At 47.7% G+C, this 17,403-nt stretch carries 20 protein-coding genes; 8 read left to right on the top strand and 12 right to left on the bottom strand.

All coding sequences use genetic code 11. The annotated features are described in order from the left end of the window. Nucleotides 1–39: 39 nt before the first annotated feature. Entirely contained in the window at nucleotides 40–1,437 is a 1,398-nt protein-coding gene (locus L4C36_RS13000; protein WP_428478232.1) for an MBL fold metallo-hydrolase RNA specificity domain-containing protein, read from the bottom strand. Between the two features lie 345 nt (nucleotides 1,438–1,782). Here L4C36_RS13000 and L4C36_RS12995 point away from each other — a divergent pair, with 345 nt between their 5' ends. The 5 genes from L4C36_RS12995 to L4C36_RS12975 all read left to right on the top strand — a co-directional run bounded on the left by L4C36_RS12995 (nucleotide 1,783) and on the right by L4C36_RS12975 (nucleotide 6,336). Then, on the top strand, nucleotides 1,783–2,436 hold the full coding sequence (locus tag L4C36_RS12995) for a GNAT family acetyltransferase (protein ID WP_428478231.1): 654 nt from the start codon (nucleotides 1,783–1,785) through the stop codon (nucleotides 2,434–2,436). A 907-nt stretch (nucleotides 2,437–3,343) separates the two neighbouring features. Further along, nucleotides 3,344–3,826, top strand: a complete 483-nt coding sequence (locus tag L4C36_RS12990) for an ABZJ_00895 family protein (protein ID WP_428478230.1) — start codon at nucleotides 3,344–3,346, stop codon at nucleotides 3,824–3,826. Between the two features lie 195 nt (nucleotides 3,827–4,021). Continuing rightward, entirely contained in the window at nucleotides 4,022–5,005 is a 984-nt protein-coding gene (locus tag L4C36_RS12985) for an ADP-ribosylglycohydrolase family protein (protein WP_428478229.1), read from the top strand. A gap of 122 nt (nucleotides 5,006–5,127) precedes the next feature. Further along, nucleotides 5,128–5,403, top strand: a complete 276-nt coding sequence (locus L4C36_RS12980; protein ID WP_428478228.1) for a nitrogenase-stabilizing/protective protein NifW — start codon at nucleotides 5,128–5,130, stop codon at nucleotides 5,401–5,403. Between the two features lie 339 nt (nucleotides 5,404–5,742). Then, the gene (locus L4C36_RS12975) at nucleotides 5,743–6,336 is read left to right on the top strand and encodes a class I SAM-dependent methyltransferase (protein ID WP_428478227.1); all 594 of its coding nucleotides are present in this window, start codon (nucleotides 5,743–5,745) and stop codon (nucleotides 6,334–6,336) included. 45 nt (nucleotides 6,337–6,381) lie between these two features. On the opposite strand, the gene L4C36_RS12970 is transcribed toward L4C36_RS12975, so the two are convergent. Continuing rightward, a complete protein-coding gene (locus L4C36_RS12970) occupies nucleotides 6,382–7,269 on the bottom strand; it encodes a LysR family transcriptional regulator (RefSeq protein WP_428478226.1) in 888 nt (295 codons plus the stop codon). 128 nt (nucleotides 7,270–7,397) lie between these two features. Between L4C36_RS12970 and L4C36_RS12965 the strand changes: the two genes are divergently transcribed. After that, nucleotides 7,398–7,916 (top strand): lactoylglutathione lyase family protein, encoded by a 519-nt coding sequence (locus tag L4C36_RS12965; protein WP_428478225.1) that lies wholly within the window; start codon nucleotides 7,398–7,400, stop codon nucleotides 7,914–7,916. A gap of 78 nt (nucleotides 7,917–7,994) precedes the next feature. Here L4C36_RS12965 and L4C36_RS12960 read toward each other — a convergent pair whose 3' ends face one another. The 5 genes from L4C36_RS12960 to L4C36_RS12940 all read right to left on the bottom strand — a co-directional run bounded on the left by L4C36_RS12960 (nucleotide 7,995) and on the right by L4C36_RS12940 (nucleotide 11,568). Then, nucleotides 7,995–8,885, bottom strand: a complete 891-nt coding sequence (locus tag L4C36_RS12960) for a 6-pyruvoyl trahydropterin synthase family protein (RefSeq protein WP_428478224.1) — start codon at nucleotides 8,883–8,885, stop codon at nucleotides 7,995–7,997. A gap of 81 nt (nucleotides 8,886–8,966) precedes the next feature. Then, nucleotides 8,967–9,686, bottom strand: coding sequence for an outer membrane protein (locus L4C36_RS12955; protein ID WP_428478223.1), 720 nt, complete (start codon nucleotides 9,684–9,686; stop codon nucleotides 8,967–8,969). 221 nt (nucleotides 9,687–9,907) lie between these two features. Then, nucleotides 9,908–10,285 (bottom strand): SpoIIAA family protein, encoded by a 378-nt coding sequence (locus tag L4C36_RS12950; RefSeq protein ID WP_428478222.1) that lies wholly within the window; start codon nucleotides 10,283–10,285, stop codon nucleotides 9,908–9,910. A gap of 267 nt (nucleotides 10,286–10,552) precedes the next feature. Next, complete coding sequence (locus L4C36_RS12945) at nucleotides 10,553–10,960, bottom strand: hypothetical protein (RefSeq protein ID WP_428478221.1); 408 nt, start codon at nucleotides 10,958–10,960, stop codon at nucleotides 10,553–10,555. A gap of 155 nt (nucleotides 10,961–11,115) precedes the next feature. Next, complete coding sequence (locus tag L4C36_RS12940) at nucleotides 11,116–11,568, bottom strand: methyltransferase family protein (RefSeq protein ID WP_428478220.1); 453 nt, start codon at nucleotides 11,566–11,568, stop codon at nucleotides 11,116–11,118. A gap of 156 nt (nucleotides 11,569–11,724) precedes the next feature. Between L4C36_RS12940 and L4C36_RS12935 the strand changes: the two genes are divergently transcribed. Both L4C36_RS12935 and L4C36_RS12930 read left to right on the top strand, forming a co-directional pair. Beyond that, complete coding sequence (locus L4C36_RS12935) at nucleotides 11,725–12,237, top strand: M48 metallopeptidase family protein (RefSeq protein WP_428478219.1); 513 nt, start codon at nucleotides 11,725–11,727, stop codon at nucleotides 12,235–12,237. A 117-nt stretch (nucleotides 12,238–12,354) separates the two neighbouring features. Next, the gene (locus L4C36_RS12930) at nucleotides 12,355–12,780 is read left to right on the top strand and encodes a DUF3010 family protein (protein ID WP_428478218.1); all 426 of its coding nucleotides are present in this window, start codon (nucleotides 12,355–12,357) and stop codon (nucleotides 12,778–12,780) included. A 99-nt stretch (nucleotides 12,781–12,879) separates the two neighbouring features. On the opposite strand, the gene lhgO is transcribed toward L4C36_RS12930, so the two are convergent. The 5 genes from lhgO to L4C36_RS12905 form a co-directional block, all read right to left on the bottom strand. Next, nucleotides 12,880–14,148, bottom strand: a complete 1,269-nt coding sequence (gene lhgO, locus L4C36_RS12925; protein WP_428478217.1) for an L-2-hydroxyglutarate oxidase — start codon at nucleotides 14,146–14,148, stop codon at nucleotides 12,880–12,882. Next, on the bottom strand, nucleotides 14,141–14,683 hold the full coding sequence (locus L4C36_RS12920) for a P-loop nucleotide/nucleoside kinase family protein (RefSeq protein ID WP_428478216.1): 543 nt from the start codon (nucleotides 14,681–14,683) through the stop codon (nucleotides 14,141–14,143). The genes lhgO and L4C36_RS12920 overlap by 8 nt, the downstream gene beginning before the upstream one ends. 31 nt (nucleotides 14,684–14,714) lie before the next feature. Further along, entirely contained in the window at nucleotides 14,715–15,431 is a 717-nt protein-coding gene (locus L4C36_RS12915) for a class I SAM-dependent DNA methyltransferase (RefSeq protein WP_428478215.1), read from the bottom strand. 153 nt (nucleotides 15,432–15,584) lie between these two features. Next, the gene (locus tag L4C36_RS12910; protein ID WP_428478214.1) at nucleotides 15,585–16,058 is read right to left on the bottom strand and encodes a methyltransferase family protein; all 474 of its coding nucleotides are present in this window, start codon (nucleotides 16,056–16,058) and stop codon (nucleotides 15,585–15,587) included. A 228-nt stretch (nucleotides 16,059–16,286) separates the two neighbouring features. Then, entirely contained in the window at nucleotides 16,287–17,390 is a 1,104-nt protein-coding gene (locus tag L4C36_RS12905; RefSeq protein ID WP_428478269.1) for an alkene reductase, read from the bottom strand. Nucleotides 17,391–17,403: the final 13 nt, after the last annotated feature.

Raw genomic sequence — 17,403 nt, 5'->3', positions numbered from 1 at the left:
GGGGCTATTTGATTACCTGTAACCGAACTTAGCAACTCACTACACGTACACTTTCTCTCCGTATTTTACGATGTGAACGGGTTTATCGAGCTGTTCTTGAATGACGTCTTTGAACACTGCCTGTTTCTCCGCCTCGCCGTGTATCAAATACACCTTCCCTAACTGTTCAAACTCACCCATCCATGCGAGCAGATCGGTTTGATCTGCATGGGCTGAGAATCCGTTAAGTGTGTGTATTTGGGCATTCACATTAATGGTTTCATTAAAAATCCGAATGGACTCTGCCCCCTCTATCAGCTGTCGCCCCAACGAGCCTTGCACCTGAAAGCCAACAAAGATGACACTGTTGCGCTCATCCCATAAACGGTGTTTGAAGTGATGCAAAATACGGCCACCGGTACACATACCGCTGCCTGCAATAATAATGCAGCCCTCTTCCTGTTTATTAATGCGCATGGAGTCTTTGCTTTTGAGTGAATAGTGCAGATAAGGGAACTCAAAAATCGCACCATCACGTAACAGTATCTGTTGCGCAGAGTCATTCAGTTCTGCGTGGTAGTGGTTATAGATCTGTGTGGCGCGTATCGCCATGGGCGAATCTAAGTAGACTTTACAGGGGGGCAACGCTTTGTCGTAATACATCTCTTTTAGGAGTAGCAATACCTCCTGCGTCCGCTCAACCGCAAAGGATGGGATCAACACATTACCCCGGTTATTCAAGGTATTGATGATGATGTCTTTAAACTCGGTGATGGTTTCATCTAAAGGACTATGATCACGGTCGCCATAGGTCGATTCAATATACAGCGTATCCGCTGTTTTAACGGCATCCGGCGGCGTCATGATCAGATCCCGACGGCTACCAAGATCCCCACTGAAGGCCAGCGTTTTTTTATGGCCATCTTCGTTGATGTCGATCTGAAGGGTGGCCGAGCCAAGAATATGCCCGGCATTTCTGAAGGTCACGGTAACGTCAGGCGTTAACTTAATGGCTCTATTGTAATTGGCGTATTGAATGATTAAATCAAACACCGCCTTCACATCATCACTGGTATAGATAGGGAGAGGGATCTGTTTTTCACCCCCGACTCTTCGCGCCTTTTTCATTGCCGTTTTATAATCCTCTTCGGCAATTTTGGCGCTGTCCTTTAAAATGACCTCAGCCAAATCCATGGTCGCGCGCAAGGCGATGAGTCGCCCATCAAACCCTTCTTTCACCAATTTCGGCACACGTCCGACATGATCTAAGTGCCCGTGGGTGAGTAAAACGATGTCGACATCGTTAGGATCAAAATCAAAGGGCGCATACGTCTGTTCTTCATTTTCACCTTGAAAATAACCACAGTCGATCAGAATGTTAGGCCCGTTGTCGAGTTGTAGAAAGTGGCAGGAACCGGTAACCGTCTCTGCGGCACCAAATGACTGGATAAAAGACATAAACCCCTCCCTAGCGACGATGCGTTAACAATAGTTGCGTTAACAATAGTATTGCTCGCATTGCTAAGTCTTTGACAGATTAAAGATGTGTTCAGGCTTTCATAAAGATAATTATCACTATTCATTGAAACGTTCCGTGACAACGCACTGATATTCAGGGTTTGAATCGAACATTGCCATTACACGCAGCTTTCGATCCCCCTATCAATTCCCGCCCCTACTACTTGCCGCATCCGTCCTTACATGGATACTGACTAAACGTGCATTCACAAGGAAAGCTGAATGTATCTCCATCACATTGCGTTCACAGTGCCAAGTAAAGGATAAGCAAGAAAAGGAAGTCACATGCATATTCGACGCGCCACCACCGATGATATCGACAGTTTGATTGCCTTACAGACAAGCTGCCACATTGCCCATGTCAGTTGCAGTGAGAAGTCCGATGGCTTCCTCAATACGGTATTGCCCGTTGAGCTATTACGCACGGTGATTGACACGGAAGACGCCATCTTTGTGGTTGAAGAAACCCAAGATCCGCAACACCCACCCACCATCGTGGCAATGGCGATCTGCGCATCTTGGGGATTTTGGTCCTTCTCTGACAACCTCGTTCGCATTGCTGAGCAACTGGTGAATGTGCCATACCGCAAAGGGCCGCTGACGCAATCAAACAGCTATTTCTGGGGGCCAGTGTGCGTCAGTAAAACCTATCGTGGACAAGGGGTGTTTGAAGCCCTCTTTGCCTATAGCCTGAATGCGATGCAAAGCCGCTACCCGTTTGTTTACACCTACGTGCATACCGACAATGTGCGCTCTTATGTGGCGCACACAACAAAAGCTGGCTTTATTTTCACGCAACACATTGCCATTAATGGACAGATGTTCTGTGAAATGGTGCGTGAAACTTGCACCGTAAAAGAAAGCCATATAGAAAAAGAAAGCTATACCGAAATAGAAAAAGCAGAAGAAAACGAAATACAAAACCCACCCGTTATTTAGGAACAAGGCATGCAACCAGCAGCTTCGTGCTTTATTGATTATTGAGGATGCGTTCAGGCTTCGACAACAATAAATCTCACTATTCATCGAATCGTTCCGTGACAGAACACTTGTATTTACTGTTTGTATCGAGTTGTTCTATTAAAATTTTTCGAGTCTATTGTCAGTTCATCTCTCTGCATATTGAATCCAGCACGATTCTCAAGATACTGACGCCTCAAATCATACACAAGGAAGTGATACTTTGAATTGGGGTAGTTCAACAACAGAAATGGTATCTTTATCAAAATATTTTCAATTATTTTGCAAATACTACGGTGCTATATTTTTCACATCTGTTCTGGTTATCGATCTATTAGACTGGAATGTGTGGCACATCGTTTACATGAGTCTGTTAATCCCGCCTGGCATCTTAACCGTAAAACATTTTTACTCCGATCAAAGACGCCCGCCCAACCATGCTGAAACCATTCAACTTGTCGGCGTTACGACAGTTCTATCAATGGTCATTGCGTTACTTACTGAGGCCTGTATTTTAGCGATAATGTCTGACGGAGAGTTCAGCTTTGTTTTCTCCTACATCATTAGAAATTGCATTGTTCACTTAATGATACTTGCGGTCATTTTTGGTTGGACTCGGCACGCCTATGTTCAGCAGTATAAGAAAAATGTTGTTCATCGCTCATAATCAAGCTTCATTTATCCTCCCGGCAATACGACATTTTGTCAGGGAGGTATTTCTGCTCATTGCCCACTTTTCAAGAACGTGAATGTCAACCATTGATATATTAAGCACGTTATAAATATTGCTGAGTTTAGAACGTCTTAATATTTTTACCTTAGAGCGATTGCCACCGTGTTTATTCCATAGATAATGATAGCAACGTGAAAACAAGGAAGTCATATTATGGATAGCAATACACATTCTGCTGGTACGGTACCGGTCAAAAAGTACGTCATCATGTTCACCGTACTATATACCGCGTTAATGATCGTCTTTGACGTTATTGTCACCTTTTTTGAACTCGATTTAGGCACCAGCGCGTCCATCGGTATTCTTGTCGGTGCCAGTATGGGGATCGCGTTCAAGTTTGTTTCTGACCAAAATAGGCCCCCGAATAAAACGGAAAAGCGCCGCTTAGTCGGTTACTGTTTATTGTACTCTATCGTGATTTCCTTGGTCGCAACGCTGCTTATGACATGGTTCTATGCAGGCGACCAATTCAGTGATGAACTCTCTACGCTGTGGAACGCTATTCCTGTATGGGGATGGGTCATCGCGCTTTCCATTGCCGTCCTCATGCAATATGTCGTGCTTACGATCAGTTTTGGCTGGAGTGCCAATTTATACATGAAGCAATTGGAAAAACAGWAGCAAAAGGCGCAATAGTTTTAATCCCTTTCTCGCGCACAAGCACAAACCAGCCCCTTATAAACATCACAATCTTTAGGTGTTTTCAGGGGCTTCATTCGCCCTCTTTGCGAGTGAGTTTGCAGATCCAAGACTGAATCCACGTGCCACTTCGACATTCATCTAAGGTGAGATCACAATATCGGCTTGGTGACTTTAAAGGGGAATGTATCCATGAGCGCAACAAAGGTACGCACGCCAACACAAGATGCCGACCGTTCCCCGTCACACACCTCATCCCATCCTGCTATTACCGCAACACAATATCGAGGCTGTTTTCTCGGTTTAGCCATTGGCGATACTTTCTGCGCCCCCTATGAAGGCGGCACGATGGAACGGTTACTTTGGCGTTTACTGGGCAGAAATCGTTATGGTTTATTGCGCTATACCGACGACACACAAATGGCGATGGACATTGCCCATTCTATTTTAACTGCCAAGCAACTTGATCAATCTCATTTGGCTCATACCCTTGCCAACAGTTATCGCTGGTCACGAGGTTATGGACCCAGCGCCGCAAAACTTCTCAAAAGCATTCGAGCAGGTAAAAACTGGCGGTCGGTCAATTGTGCACAGTTTAAAGAAGGTTCCTTCGGTAATGGGGCTGCCATGCGAGCCCCCATTGTGGCACTGTGCTTCCCCTATGATATTGAACAAATCAAAACAACCGTCGCACAGAGCGCAGAAATCACACACGCCCACACTCTCGGTATTGAAGGCGCGACATTGATTGCGATTGCAACCGCTTTGTCGTTAACGCACACGCCGCCCTTGGCGTTGCTTGACCGCTTAATCACAGAAACGCAGCATGCCGAATTCAAGAAAAAACTCACTGTTTGTCGAAGCTTAATTGCTATCGATTTTCCGGTGCCTGTCACCATGCTCAAACAACGCTTGGGCAATGGCATGACTGCCACGGATTCTTGCATCACAGCCATTTATTTTGCGCTGCAATATCGCGCACAATCCTTTGATGCCATGTTAACGCACATTATTCAATTAGGTGGGGATACCGACACCATCGCCGCCATGGCTGGGGCGATTTGGGGTGCATCGCACGGTGACAGTCCGTTGTCAGACAAGCGAGATCAAATTGAAGATGCCAGCTACATTTTACAACTGGCAGATGCTTTGTACGCGTTTGCGCACCATGATTAAGCTCTGCGCTTAATCCGTGCTCATAGCTGAGCGAGCGAGTATACTACTGTCACAACAAACATTGATGAGCGATGGCTCGCCACTGTTTACCGTGTCTTTTGTTTGCAGCATATTGTACCGTTATGAGCTATACCGATATCCAAGAAAAAATTGCCCGCTTTACCTGTATCGAAGAGGCACTGACCTATTTCGATATTGGCTTTGACAGCACCTTCATCAATGAATACCGCACACCCTTAATGAAAGCCTGCTATGGCTATGTGCTGCTCGCCAAACCAGACGATTGGTTTTCTGCCCGCCGTGCATTTAAAAATGGTTACTGCAAGATTCAACGCGGCCGTTTAGATCGCCATACCCGTTCTGCCTGCCGAGGCTGTACCACCTGCCAACGACGGTGAGCCCCTGTCACCTCAGTCTTACTGTAAACCCTGCCCCTTTCTTGCAGTGATCTTCGCGCGTTGCCTCGCTATTTTCGTCCTCCGTCCCAACGTGTGGTTTATCCAACGTTTCTGTCCGTTATGATTATTCAAATGACAGGGATAAATGCCCTGCCTATCCCTAAACGTCCCAATGCTTATTGGGCCGTCAACGTAAAAACCATCACTACCTCTGCGGGAACCACTCCCTACGTGCGCAGTGTCAGCACCGATGTAGGAACAGATCACTGCCCGTATCATCCGCAGTGAATATCCCACCAAATTCATCATTCATATGCACACAAAGGACAATATTTCTTTATGGATAAAAACGCAGAAAACTGGCGACAATTTTACAATAAAGCATTGCGTCGTCCTCATACGCCACGCACTGAACGTGCGATTACATTAAACCAATCAGGATCGCGCATTGCCGTTGACTGTGGTTGTGGCACCGGCAGCGATATTCAATTTTTAGCCTCGCAAGACTACACCGTGCATGCTTTTGATATTAATTCTGATGCCATCACCATTTGCCGTGAGCGGTTCGAAGCTCATGCCCCCATTTTTCTGACACAAGCAAGTTTCGAGACATTTACCTACCCCCAATGCGGTGTGCTTATCGCCAATTCCAGCCTCTTCTTTGCCGATCCCGACACGTTCACATCAACATGGCAACGGCTTGTCGCCAGTTTAGCCTCTGGCGGTGTGTTTGCTGGCGATTTCATGGGAGTGAAAGACAGTTGGGCCGAAAATTACCGATCACCCACCGCCCCAGTGACACGTACGCAATTGGCGTCCCTCTTGGCGGATTTTGACATCATTGAATGGAATGAACGCGATGCACAAGGTACGACCATGCTAGGATTTGAGAAGCATTGGCATACCTACTCTGTGCTCGCGATAAAGCGGTGATAGTCGTTATGCCTTATTCGCAGGCATCAGCGAATCAGTTCAACATTACGCAAATTTGCCGTCCAATGTTTCAATCACTTGCTGATAACGCGCTGGCAAATCACGATTACGTTTAGTGACCAGATACAAGGTTTCGACCACTGGGGAGCCTGGGGTATGCAACACTAGATCAGCTTTACGGGGAAAGGCTTGAATCGCACTTTGCGGTAAAACGGTAAAGCCAATCCCTTCGGCCACAGGTAGCAAGATCTGACTCAGTTGATTGATATAACTGACGGCTGGTACAGCATCCACATTCAAGCTGGCAAATTCCGCATTCCCGCATTGCTCAAAATACAGTGACAGATAATGTGCGGCATCTGGGTGCATGACGGCACCGCATTGCTGCAACGCTTCGGGCGTGATGGCGGTATCAGCATAAGCCGATGGCAGCACCAAACACAGTGGCTCCTGTCCTAATACACGGCTGTGATACAAACTGGGGTTAGGAATATGGGTAACAATGCCCAAATCAACCGTTCCCGCTTGTAAACCATCGAGAATTTTATAATTCGGCGCCACTTCTAAGGAAATCGTTAATTTGGGATGGGCTTTTTGCAGCGTCAGCAGTTGTGGATACAACCACAATGCCAACGAGCCGGAACAGGATATCCGACACGCGCCTTCAAACGGATCATCAAAGCTTAAGCTATCCAGCAACTGCTGCTCTTCTGCGGCAACCCGTAAGGCATAGTCATACACCAAGCGCCCCTGCTCGGTCAGTTCAAACTGCTTGTTAATACGCTTGATCAAATCATGTCCGCAGGCCACTTCCAGCTTTTTGATGTGCTGGCTAACGCCCGGTTGCGTCATGAAGAGTTTTTCGGCGGTTTGGGTGAAGTGACCGATCTCAATCAGGGTTTTGAACGTATTAAGCCAGACGGGATTCAGCATGCTGTCGTACTCAAGCAGTTAATAAATTTCCATTATTATAATGACTGCTCGCCATAACAGCTATTTCTGATTAGTGCTGCCGTCCCTTCCTCATCGTCAATCTACCATCAGCAAGTAAGAGGTGAAGTATGTCATCGCACACACCCGAAAGACCCTATCCGCGCACCTTCTCTCATATTGGTATTTCAGTGCCCGATCTCGACGCTGCCGTAAAATTCTACACAGAGGTGCTGGGATGGTATCTGATCATGCCACCGACTGACGTCGTCGAAGATGACTCCGCCATTGGCGAAATGTGTACCGATGTGTTTGGTGCAGGCTGGGATCGATTCCGGATCGCACATATGTCAACCGGTGATCGCATTGGGGTGGAGTTGTTCCAATTTAAAAACCAGACCAACCCTGAAGATAACTTTGAATACTGGAAAACCGGCATCTTCCATTTCTGTGTACAAGATCCAGATGTGGAAGGATTAGCGAAAAAAATTGTGGCCGCAGGCGGGAAACGACGGATGAAAGCGCCACGCTATTATTACCCAGGCGAAAAACCTTATCACATGATTTATATGGAAGACCCATTTGGCAACATTCTGGAAATTTACTCTCACAGTTATGAGCTGCACTACTCGGCAGGCGCCTATAAATAAATCGAGCTAACACTCTCAAATGAAAAAGCCCCAGCACACAGGCTGAGGCTTTCATTTATCGGTATGAATCAAGAGCGATTACTGTTGGCGACCTGTACTGGTGGCCATAGCGCCTTTGCCGACACCTTCGTAGGCCACCACCTCAATGGTTTTACCCATCGCAACGTCGTCACGCACTTGCTCAGCAATAAACTGTGCCAGCAATTCAACCGTGGTGTCAGTTTCTAGTATGTCCGTTTCAGCATGGGCAATCGCCAGCTCAAACTCGCCTTGTGGCGCGGTGTAACGGAAACCGTAATGAGTGTCATTCGATACGCTCGCCCACTGACTCAGATTCAATGCGCTCACCGAACATGCGTCTTCTTGACTGCCGAGGTAGATATCTTGCCAGCGGTTTGCCCACTGCTGTTCTAACGCGGCATCTCGCAAACCCTCAATGTACAACTCAACCGGCGAGCGATGACCGTGCGCAATACGCTGACAGTTGCCATCATGCTTTTTAAGGCCGTGCGTGTAATGATAAAAGGCACCGTCAATGTGTTCATGGCGAAGCGTTAACGCTAGCCCTTGTACATTGTCGGGAAGCTTACCTGCCAACACCTGATATAAGTGACGGGTTACAGACTCAACCGTTACTGTGGTTTCATCGATGAAACAGTAGGCTTCGTCTGGGCAGTGAAGGTGCATGCTGTTATCACCGCGCAACAAATCAACCGTTGAATAACCCGGCTTCGTCGACGCAATGCGAATGGCTTCGCTTTGGCTCGGCACGATCAAACGGTGATCAACATATTCATCGACAATCTGTTTGATTTGCTTTTTCACGCGACTGAAATCGAGCACCATGCTCATTTCATTCAGCTCACCCGACATCACGACATCGAGAATCCAACTTTCTCCTACCATGCCACGCGCTTCGCATAAGTACGATGCATCGATAACCGTAAGATCTCTTACAAATAGCTTCAAATTGAAGTCCTTATTGATTCAGGTTGCGGCATCGCATTATACGCAGCTAAATTTCTGAGTAAACAGGTAGGTTAATACCGATCAGAAGCGATAATTCGCCCCCAAATACGCCGAACTGACGCCCTTCAATTGCGATTCCACCGTCACGGCATCTCCGGTATCGGTTTCTGCTTGCCAGGCTTGGCGTTTAGAGGGCAACACAGTATGGCGAATGCCTATCTCAAGCGCCAGACGTTGCGTGACTTCCCAACCCAACCCAGCCTGAACCCCAAAAACGATACCACTGTCTTCATAGTTGTCAGGAAAGTCCGAATCGGTTTCCGCAAACGCGTAACCCACATGCAACCCCACAAACGGGCGTATATTCAAATCCGGCTGGAAAAAGTGATCCGCGCTGATCAGGTGAAGCATCGCCTGTGTGTCGTAAGCGTCTTTCCCTTCAAACTGGGTGGTTGCCGTGTGGTATTCAAAACTGTAATACACCCGTCCACGCTCATCGGGCATGTAAGTACCAATATCAAACGCACCGAAGTGACCAATACCACTGTTTTCCGAGTCCACGGTGCCACCTTGGGCAAAAATGGCGCTGTCATCGTTACCGATCAAACTGGCGCCACCGCGCACACCGGCAAAATAGCGTAAACGTTTCTTCACCGATTCCGGCGTGACGAAAGATTCAGACGCACTTTGCGCTTCTTTCTCTGCTTTTTTTTCTACCGCGTCAGCCCAGCAAGATACGGGAAAGAGAGCCAGTACAAGTGCGCTACTTAATACTGTGTGTTTCAAAATTAATCGACTCATTGTGCAGTTATACCCAATACCGAGGTATACACAGTCTCGATTCGGCTGTGTACATCATCCCTAAAATACAAAAGCCATCATAGGCAGCGATGATAAGCAGCCCGTTGCCTAAGGCTGCTTTTATAGTAATTCAAGTGATACTTCAAAGCCATGTAGCGGGTCGCAGATAATGCATCGCATGCGTATGTCATACACTCTTGTACCGTGACCATCGAAGCCCGCTACACGCGCAACCAGTTGATCGCATCCATCGAGTCATCAAAATACCGCACTTCCCCACTGATGAACCAAGCACCGACTTTGCTCATGATTTCTTGCCAGCGTTGATTACCGTATATCGCGACTTTGTGGAATTTTCGGCCATGTTTCAGCCCCAGTTTTAAATCATCCCACGCAGCCTGCAACTGCCAGCCTTCAAATTCCGTGCCGTCGATATAGACGTTAATGATGGGATCCTCGATCCCTTCCATCGCATCTTCAATCAATGGCGTGATTTTTTCATAGTCACTGTGCGTCAGTGTACCAATCGCTTTAAACTCCATGAAAATTTGATTGCCCACTTGTTCAACATCAATATGAATACCGTGAATATTGCTCATACCGAGTCCTCTTATCGTTAGTGCCGCAAATGGCAAAAATTGCGACTGCCTCAAGTGTATACCGTTTCTCAAAAGGTAGACCAACCACAGGGCGCTATTCACGCAGAGATCAAAAAGAGCGCCAAAAATTGGCGCTCTCTAGCAGAAAATAATTCATTAACAAAAAAGCTCTCTGTTCACTGTAAGGCGGTGATCAACACGCTCTGCGAGATTCAACATAAAAGCAAGCTATCACTCACACGATTACCTTAATAAATTCACCTTACTTCAATGAATCAGCATCGCCTCTATGGCAATCAATTGTGTGCTGGCTAACGGCACATCACTGGCAAACAGACCTTTTTCTTCATAATGCACCTCCACTTCACCCGGTAAGGTATCCAGTAATTCGCATAATTCTCCCAATTGAAATTCATCAACATCTGACGACAATGTAACTTCCGCACGGACAATTTCACTCACGTGATAGCCGGCTTGTTTAATCGCCAATTTCAATGCCACGATTTCTTGTTGTGCTTGGGTCAGTAAATGAAGGTGTTTATTGGCACCACAAGGTTGGTCATGCCGATAAGCCGGACGAATAAAGGTAACATCATCACCTTTGGCAAATAAACATGCCAAAGGTAAACGCAGAATAGGCAGCACATTTTGTTGCCATGTACATTTCAATCCCATACCTGACTCCTTGTGGTGATAATGTAATGGTAAAGGTGATATACCTCGCATCTTTATTAATCATAGTCAGGATTTTTCTACTGCGGTGGTATGTAAAATACATTAACTTGCGTTATTCGTCTTTTCCCCTCATTTTTATTGCGAATTAACAGTCATTAAAACCAACGTCTTACTTCTTGGCAGTATTTCGTGTATCTCTCACCAAACATCGCCTCTAAAACCGCCTCTTCCGCTGCGATCTGGAAATGATTCATATAAAGCACAAAAAATAACAACATGATCACATTCGATAGCGCAGAAAAATACACGAATGCGGCTATCAGGAAGCACAGCAGGGCGAGATACATCGGGTTGCGCGTGTACTGATAAATGCCAGTTGTGACTAACTTAGACGTTTTATTCGGGTATCGGGGATCAATGGTCGTTTGTGCCACGGCAAAAGCGCGTACACCGGCTAACCCGAGTATGACCCCCATCAGGCACAGCCCGCCGCTCACCCACCACTGGCCATGGAAGCCGAAGGTGAATAACGGCCAGTACTGCGTTAACGCGTACATACCTACGAGGGTAAGTAATAAAATCAGTGGTGGCGGTAAGCGTAATTCCATCTTACTTTCTTCTCTCTTCTCATAAAAAACGGTATAACGCGCGTTTAGCGAAGTGGCGCTTTTGCCTGACGCGACAACGTGAAAATCGCTTGCTTGCGCCGCTGTCGCAAGGCCGTTAAAATTCAACCTTTCTGTGTTTCTTAAAAGCGAACAAACATGCAAGAACTCAAATATCTTCAAGGTTATCCGGCTACACTGACAGATCAAGTCCAGACCTTGATCAAAGAAGATAAACTCAAGCGGTTCTTGCTAAAAAAATACCCGCAGTCTCACGATATTCAATCCGAAAAAGCCTTGTATGATTTCGTGATGGAGATTAAGAACCAGTACCTGCGAAAGTCCGCGCCGATCAGTAAAGTCGCGTACGACAGCAAAATTCACGTGGTGAATCATGCGCTCGGGTTGCATACTTTCATTTCTCGCGTGCATGGCAATAAGCTTAAAGCAAAAAATGAAATCCGCGTGGCTACTGTGTTTAAACACGCACCGCTGCCTTTACTACGCATGATTGTGGTACATGAACTGGCCCACGTCCGCGAAAAAGAACACAATAAGGCGTTTTACCAATTGTGTTCGCACATGGAGCCGGACTACCACCAGCTAGAATTTGATATGCGCCTGCTGCTGACTCAGATGGATCGAGACGGTTCAATCTATAACGCGGAATAACGCAACACACCCGAACGCAGCTGTGATGAATTATATTTGAGCTTGTGTCATGAAAAATCTGACATTTGCCACACTTTTGCCTACAATACCCCGCTAACAATATATTTAGGTGTTTACATGAAAATTTGTGCTGTTGAGCTACGTAGCAACGAAGCAGTGATCTGTCTTCTGACAAAAAGTAACGGTATGTTTGATATTCCTGAGTGCCGTTCACAAAAGTTCATCATGCAGGATTCTCTGGATAATGAGCAAATGCGCAAATTCCAGCAGACATTCCACAAGCTACTTGAAGACTACCAGATCGATCGCGTTGTGATCCGTGAGCGTGAAACGCGCGGCAAATTCGCAGGTAGCTCTGTAGGCTTCAAAATGGAAGCCGCTATCCAGCTAATTGAAGGCGTTGAAGTTGATTTCATGTCAAACAACGACATCAAGCAAAGCATGAAGCGTAACCCTCTGGGCATCGACTTCCGCGCAACAGGTCTTCGTCAGTTCCAAGAAGCGGCGTTCACGACCGGTTATGCATACCTAAGCACAAAGTAATCGACCATGTGCTAACGTCTTCAACGGCGTAAACCGCTTAAAAAGCCAGCCTTCGCGCTGGCTTTTTTGTTTCTGAATCTGGCCTAAATCGCACCTCGCTCACGCTGAGTTCGCATCCAGATCCGCCCCCTGTTTTTCGGCCACTTTGTCACAAATGTAATTCCCGATAGGAATAGCTGACGTCGCCGCTGGTGACGGCGCATTACACACGTGCAAACTGTGCGCGCTTTCTGCAAATAAGAAATCATGGACTAACGTGCCATCTTGCATCACCGCTTGAGCGCGAATGCCCGCAGGATAAGGTAATAAATCCTGCACGGTAATTTGCGGACAATATTTATTGACCAACGCCAAATAGCCCGGTTTCCACCACGCGTTCTTCAGCTCTTTCAAGCCGACTTTCAGATTTTTCGCCGTCACTCTCCAGAAGCCTTGAAAACATACCATGTCGCGAATATCACGCCAGTCGACGTTCCAACGGCCGTACCCTTCTCGCTTCCAGCCTTGCACTGCATTGGGCCCAACTGTGACGGAACCATCAATCATACGGGTTAAATGCACGCCCAAAAACGGCAAATCTGGATCGGGGATCGGGTAAATCAGGTGATTGACGATCTGGTTGTGTTTTTCAGGCAGGCGGTAATATTCACCGCGATAGGGAATGATTTGAAAGTCGGTAGGCAGCCCCATCATCTGGGTCATGCGATCTGCCATCAGACCTGCACACACCACCAAGAAACCGCCGTGATAAACCTGTGGCGATGCTTGTTCTAAACGCACCGTCTCTGAACACACGGTCACGCGCACACCGCGCTGCGTGTCTTCCAGCCCTGTCACCGCCGTATTGAGCATCACGCGCCCACCCAACGCTTCAAACGCCGCCGCCATTTTCTCGGTGACTTCACAGTAATTCACAATACTGGTCGTGGAGACTTTGATTGCGCCTAATCCCACGATATTGGGTTCGGCCTCTTTCAACTGCGCGGCATCCAGCAACCGTACATCAATACCGTTTTCTAAACAGCGATCGTACAGTGCCAACATGCGGGTATATTCAACAGCATTGGTCGCCACCAGCAATTTGCCACAGTTCTCGACGGCAATATCATGCGCCGCGCAAAACTGTTTCGTAGCTTCCACGCCCGCTTTACAAAACGCGGCTTTCAAACTGCCCGGCGCGTAATACACACCGGCATGGATCACGCCGCTGTTATGACCCGTTTGATGGCGGGATAACGCGGCCTCTTTTTCAATCAACAACACCGATTTAGCCGGATACCGCTGCTGCAATTGCCAAGCGGTAGACACACCGACAATCCCACCGCCAATGACAATGTAGTCACAATCGGTCGCCTGGACCTTATCCATAGTTCAGCTCCGTACGCAGTAATGCAGCGAATAACTTCTCCATCGATACTTGAACGGCTTCGCCTTGCGTGTCAATACGAACGACATCACCGCTTGCAACCGAGTTCGCATCCCACGGCTCATAATGCCGCTGCTGAACTGCTTCCCACGTAGGTAAAACCAAATTGGCCACCGTGTTCATACGGTGTTCAACGCGAAAGCGGTGCTCGCTTTCATCGCTGCAATAGACTTCGATGTTGATATAACGCGCCCCCACACTCAAGGCGACTTGTTGCCATTCTTCACGGGTTAAGGCGATAGGATTACAACAGTCTGCAATCACACTGTTCCCTTGCAGCAGGTTATCCTTTGCCACACGGTAACTCAGGCGGTACCCCTCGCCTTCCACCTTAAACTGGCACAAGTCTCGCAATGCTTGTTCGATGGTATCAATACGAAGAAACACCGCGCCGGTTTCTCTGGCGAGTCCTTGTGCCAAGGTGGTTTTCCCGGCTCCGGGTAGCCCTGAGAATATAAACAAAATAGGTGTGTTCATTCACGCTCCTTGTGTCATGTCGCTGACGTGTTTAAGCAGGCTTCTGACACGCGATAAAGATGAAATTCGGCTTGGTCGACAAGAACGCGTAGTGATCGGCCGACATGGCTTTCACCGCTTCACTCACCATGCCTTCATTCATGCCGGTCACGACCATACCGCTGCCAGAAATAGCTTGCATGATCTCGGTCAGTGAACGACGGAAGAATTGCACATCCACCGGTACCCCCACGGTATCCCACACATCGTGCACGATTTCACGCTTGAAATAGTTACCCGAGGTAGAACATTCAATATCTGCAAACGGGTGATGGGTGGAGAACACAAAGCGGCCGCTTTTTCTCAGCACACGCGCAATATCAGAAAATAACGGCGTGAGGTCTTCCAAGTAATGGATCATCAAGGGTGAAATCACCAAATCCATGCTTTCATCGGCTTCGTCAGGCAGACCCGTTGACAAATCTTGCGCGTAACACGTGACCCTGTCACCAAAGCTACCACCGAATTTACGATTCACTATCTCGACCATCTCAGGTGAATAGTCGATACAAGTCAGTGTCTCTGCCCCATTGTCCAGCATGTATTGTGCATACACGCCGGTGCCACAGCCCAAGTCCAGCACATCACATCCAGCAACTTCACCAATTAAAGCTTGGAGTGACGGACGCTCAAAATGGGCGTTGTAGATATTATCTTGTACTGCCGCATCGTATTCTTCTGCGTATTGGGTATAAAGCGTAGACATCATCCATCTCTCAGTTCATCAACATCGGCGCTATGATAAATCGCTTTAAGCTTTCGTCATAACCTTTGGCTGCGCCTCACATAAAAAGGTGACCATGCTCTCATTCGGGGCGTCGCTTACCCGTTCCTTTATACGCTGCCACCGCGTACATTCCCCCTACAGCCAGCGTCGTACTTGCTGACAATATTCCACGTAAACAACACCGAATCTTTCCTGCAAGAACGCTTCTTCCGGTTTAATTTGAAACTGGGTGATATAAATAATAAAGCCTGCCACATAAAACAGTGATAGCGATGCACCCTGCAACACGGCAATGCCCAGTAAGCTCATTGCCATGGCGACATACATCGGGTTGCGGGAATAGCGAAAAATGCCGGAATCCACCAGCGTAGAAACCCCCTCCAAAGCATAGGGGTTGACTGTGGTTTGATGGCGTTTAAAGCTGATAACGGCCAGTAAAATAACCGTCACCGCCGCAGCCCATATCCAGCAGGCTAACCAGAGTTGGGTGCCTGCATCTAGTGCATGACTATTGGGGCTCTCAACGGATGCCCCGCTTCCTGTCACAATCATCAAACCGGCGACTATCGCAGTCACTAAGAGTGGCGGTACTTTTAAAGCTAACGTCATGTTATTTTCTCCCTGTCATCACGTCTGTCTTTCCCGCTTCAAACGGGTGACAGGGACAGGTTACAAGGCGTCGCACATGAAAAATTGAATAAACAAGCTACGTGATAGGATTATTGGCGGTGATGATAAGCAAAAAAATCGCAGCATGCTGAAAACAACACACTACGATCTTTATGGTTTTGTCACTGTAAAACTGGCGCTGTGAGACTGTCGCAGGGTCTTACCAGATTACGCTGGCGTGTAAGCCGGGTAATCCGTCAAACCTTGCTCTGCACCACCAAACAATGTGTTTGGATCGTGCATCGCCAATGGGTAGCCATGCTGAATGCGGCTTGGTAAATCTGGATTCGCAATGAACGGACGACCAAAACCAATCATGTCAGCCCAGCCTTCCAGCAATGCCGACTCTGCTTTTTCTGCATCGTAACGGCCCGCATAAATCAGCACACCGTTGTAGGCTTCACACACAGCGTGTTTAAATGCCATCGGTGTATCCGGTGCATCATCCCAATCCACTTCGGCAATGTGTACATATACCACATTCAGTGAATCAAGCAGTGCCGCTGCGGCAGTGTAGGTTTCAACAGGTGTGGCATCCACTGTGCCGTTCAGTGACGTAAACGGTGCCAAGCGTACGCCCACACGATCTGCGCCAATGGCATCTGTCATCGCAGCCACCACTTCACCCAAGAAACGCAGACGGTTTTCAATCGAGCCGCCGTATTCATCGGTACGATTGTTGGCTTCTGAATCAATAAACTGATTGATCAAATAACCGTTTGCAGCATGTAACTCAATGCCATCAAAGCCCGCTTCCATCGCATTCACTGCCGCTTGGCGGTACTGTTCAATCACGATTTGGATATCCGCTTTGGTCATGGCACGTGGTTCAACCACATCCACAAAGCCCGGCGCATCGGTACCGTTGTCGATGAACACTTTCACGTTTTCCGCTTTCAGTGCAGAAGATGAAATAGGCTGCTCACCGCCAATGTTGTCTGGATGAGTCACTCGGCCTACATGCCAAAGCTGCGCAAAAATTGCCCCGCCTTGTTCATGCACGGCGTCAGTCACTTTTTTCCAGCCCATGATTTGCTCTGGCGTATAAAGGCCCGGCGTCCAGGCATAGCCCTGACCCATTGGCGAAATCTGTGTACCTTCTGCAACAATCAAACCGGCAGAAGCGCGTTGTGCGTAGTACGCCGCCATCATGTCATTGGCGACATTACCCGGCTGACTGGCACGAGAACGCGTCATTGGCGGCATCACAATACGGTTATTCAGCGTAAGTTGACCCAGTTGAACGGGTTGAAACAAGGCTTCAGTATTCATAACGGTCATGATT

Origin of the sequence: Photobacterium japonica (assembly GCF_050337005.1) — a bacterium.
GTDB lineage: Bacteria > Pseudomonadota > Gammaproteobacteria > Enterobacterales > Vibrionaceae > Photobacterium > Photobacterium japonica.
The sequence above is the reverse complement of the archived record's forward strand: the minus strand, read 5'-3'. Positions and strand labels throughout refer to the sequence as shown.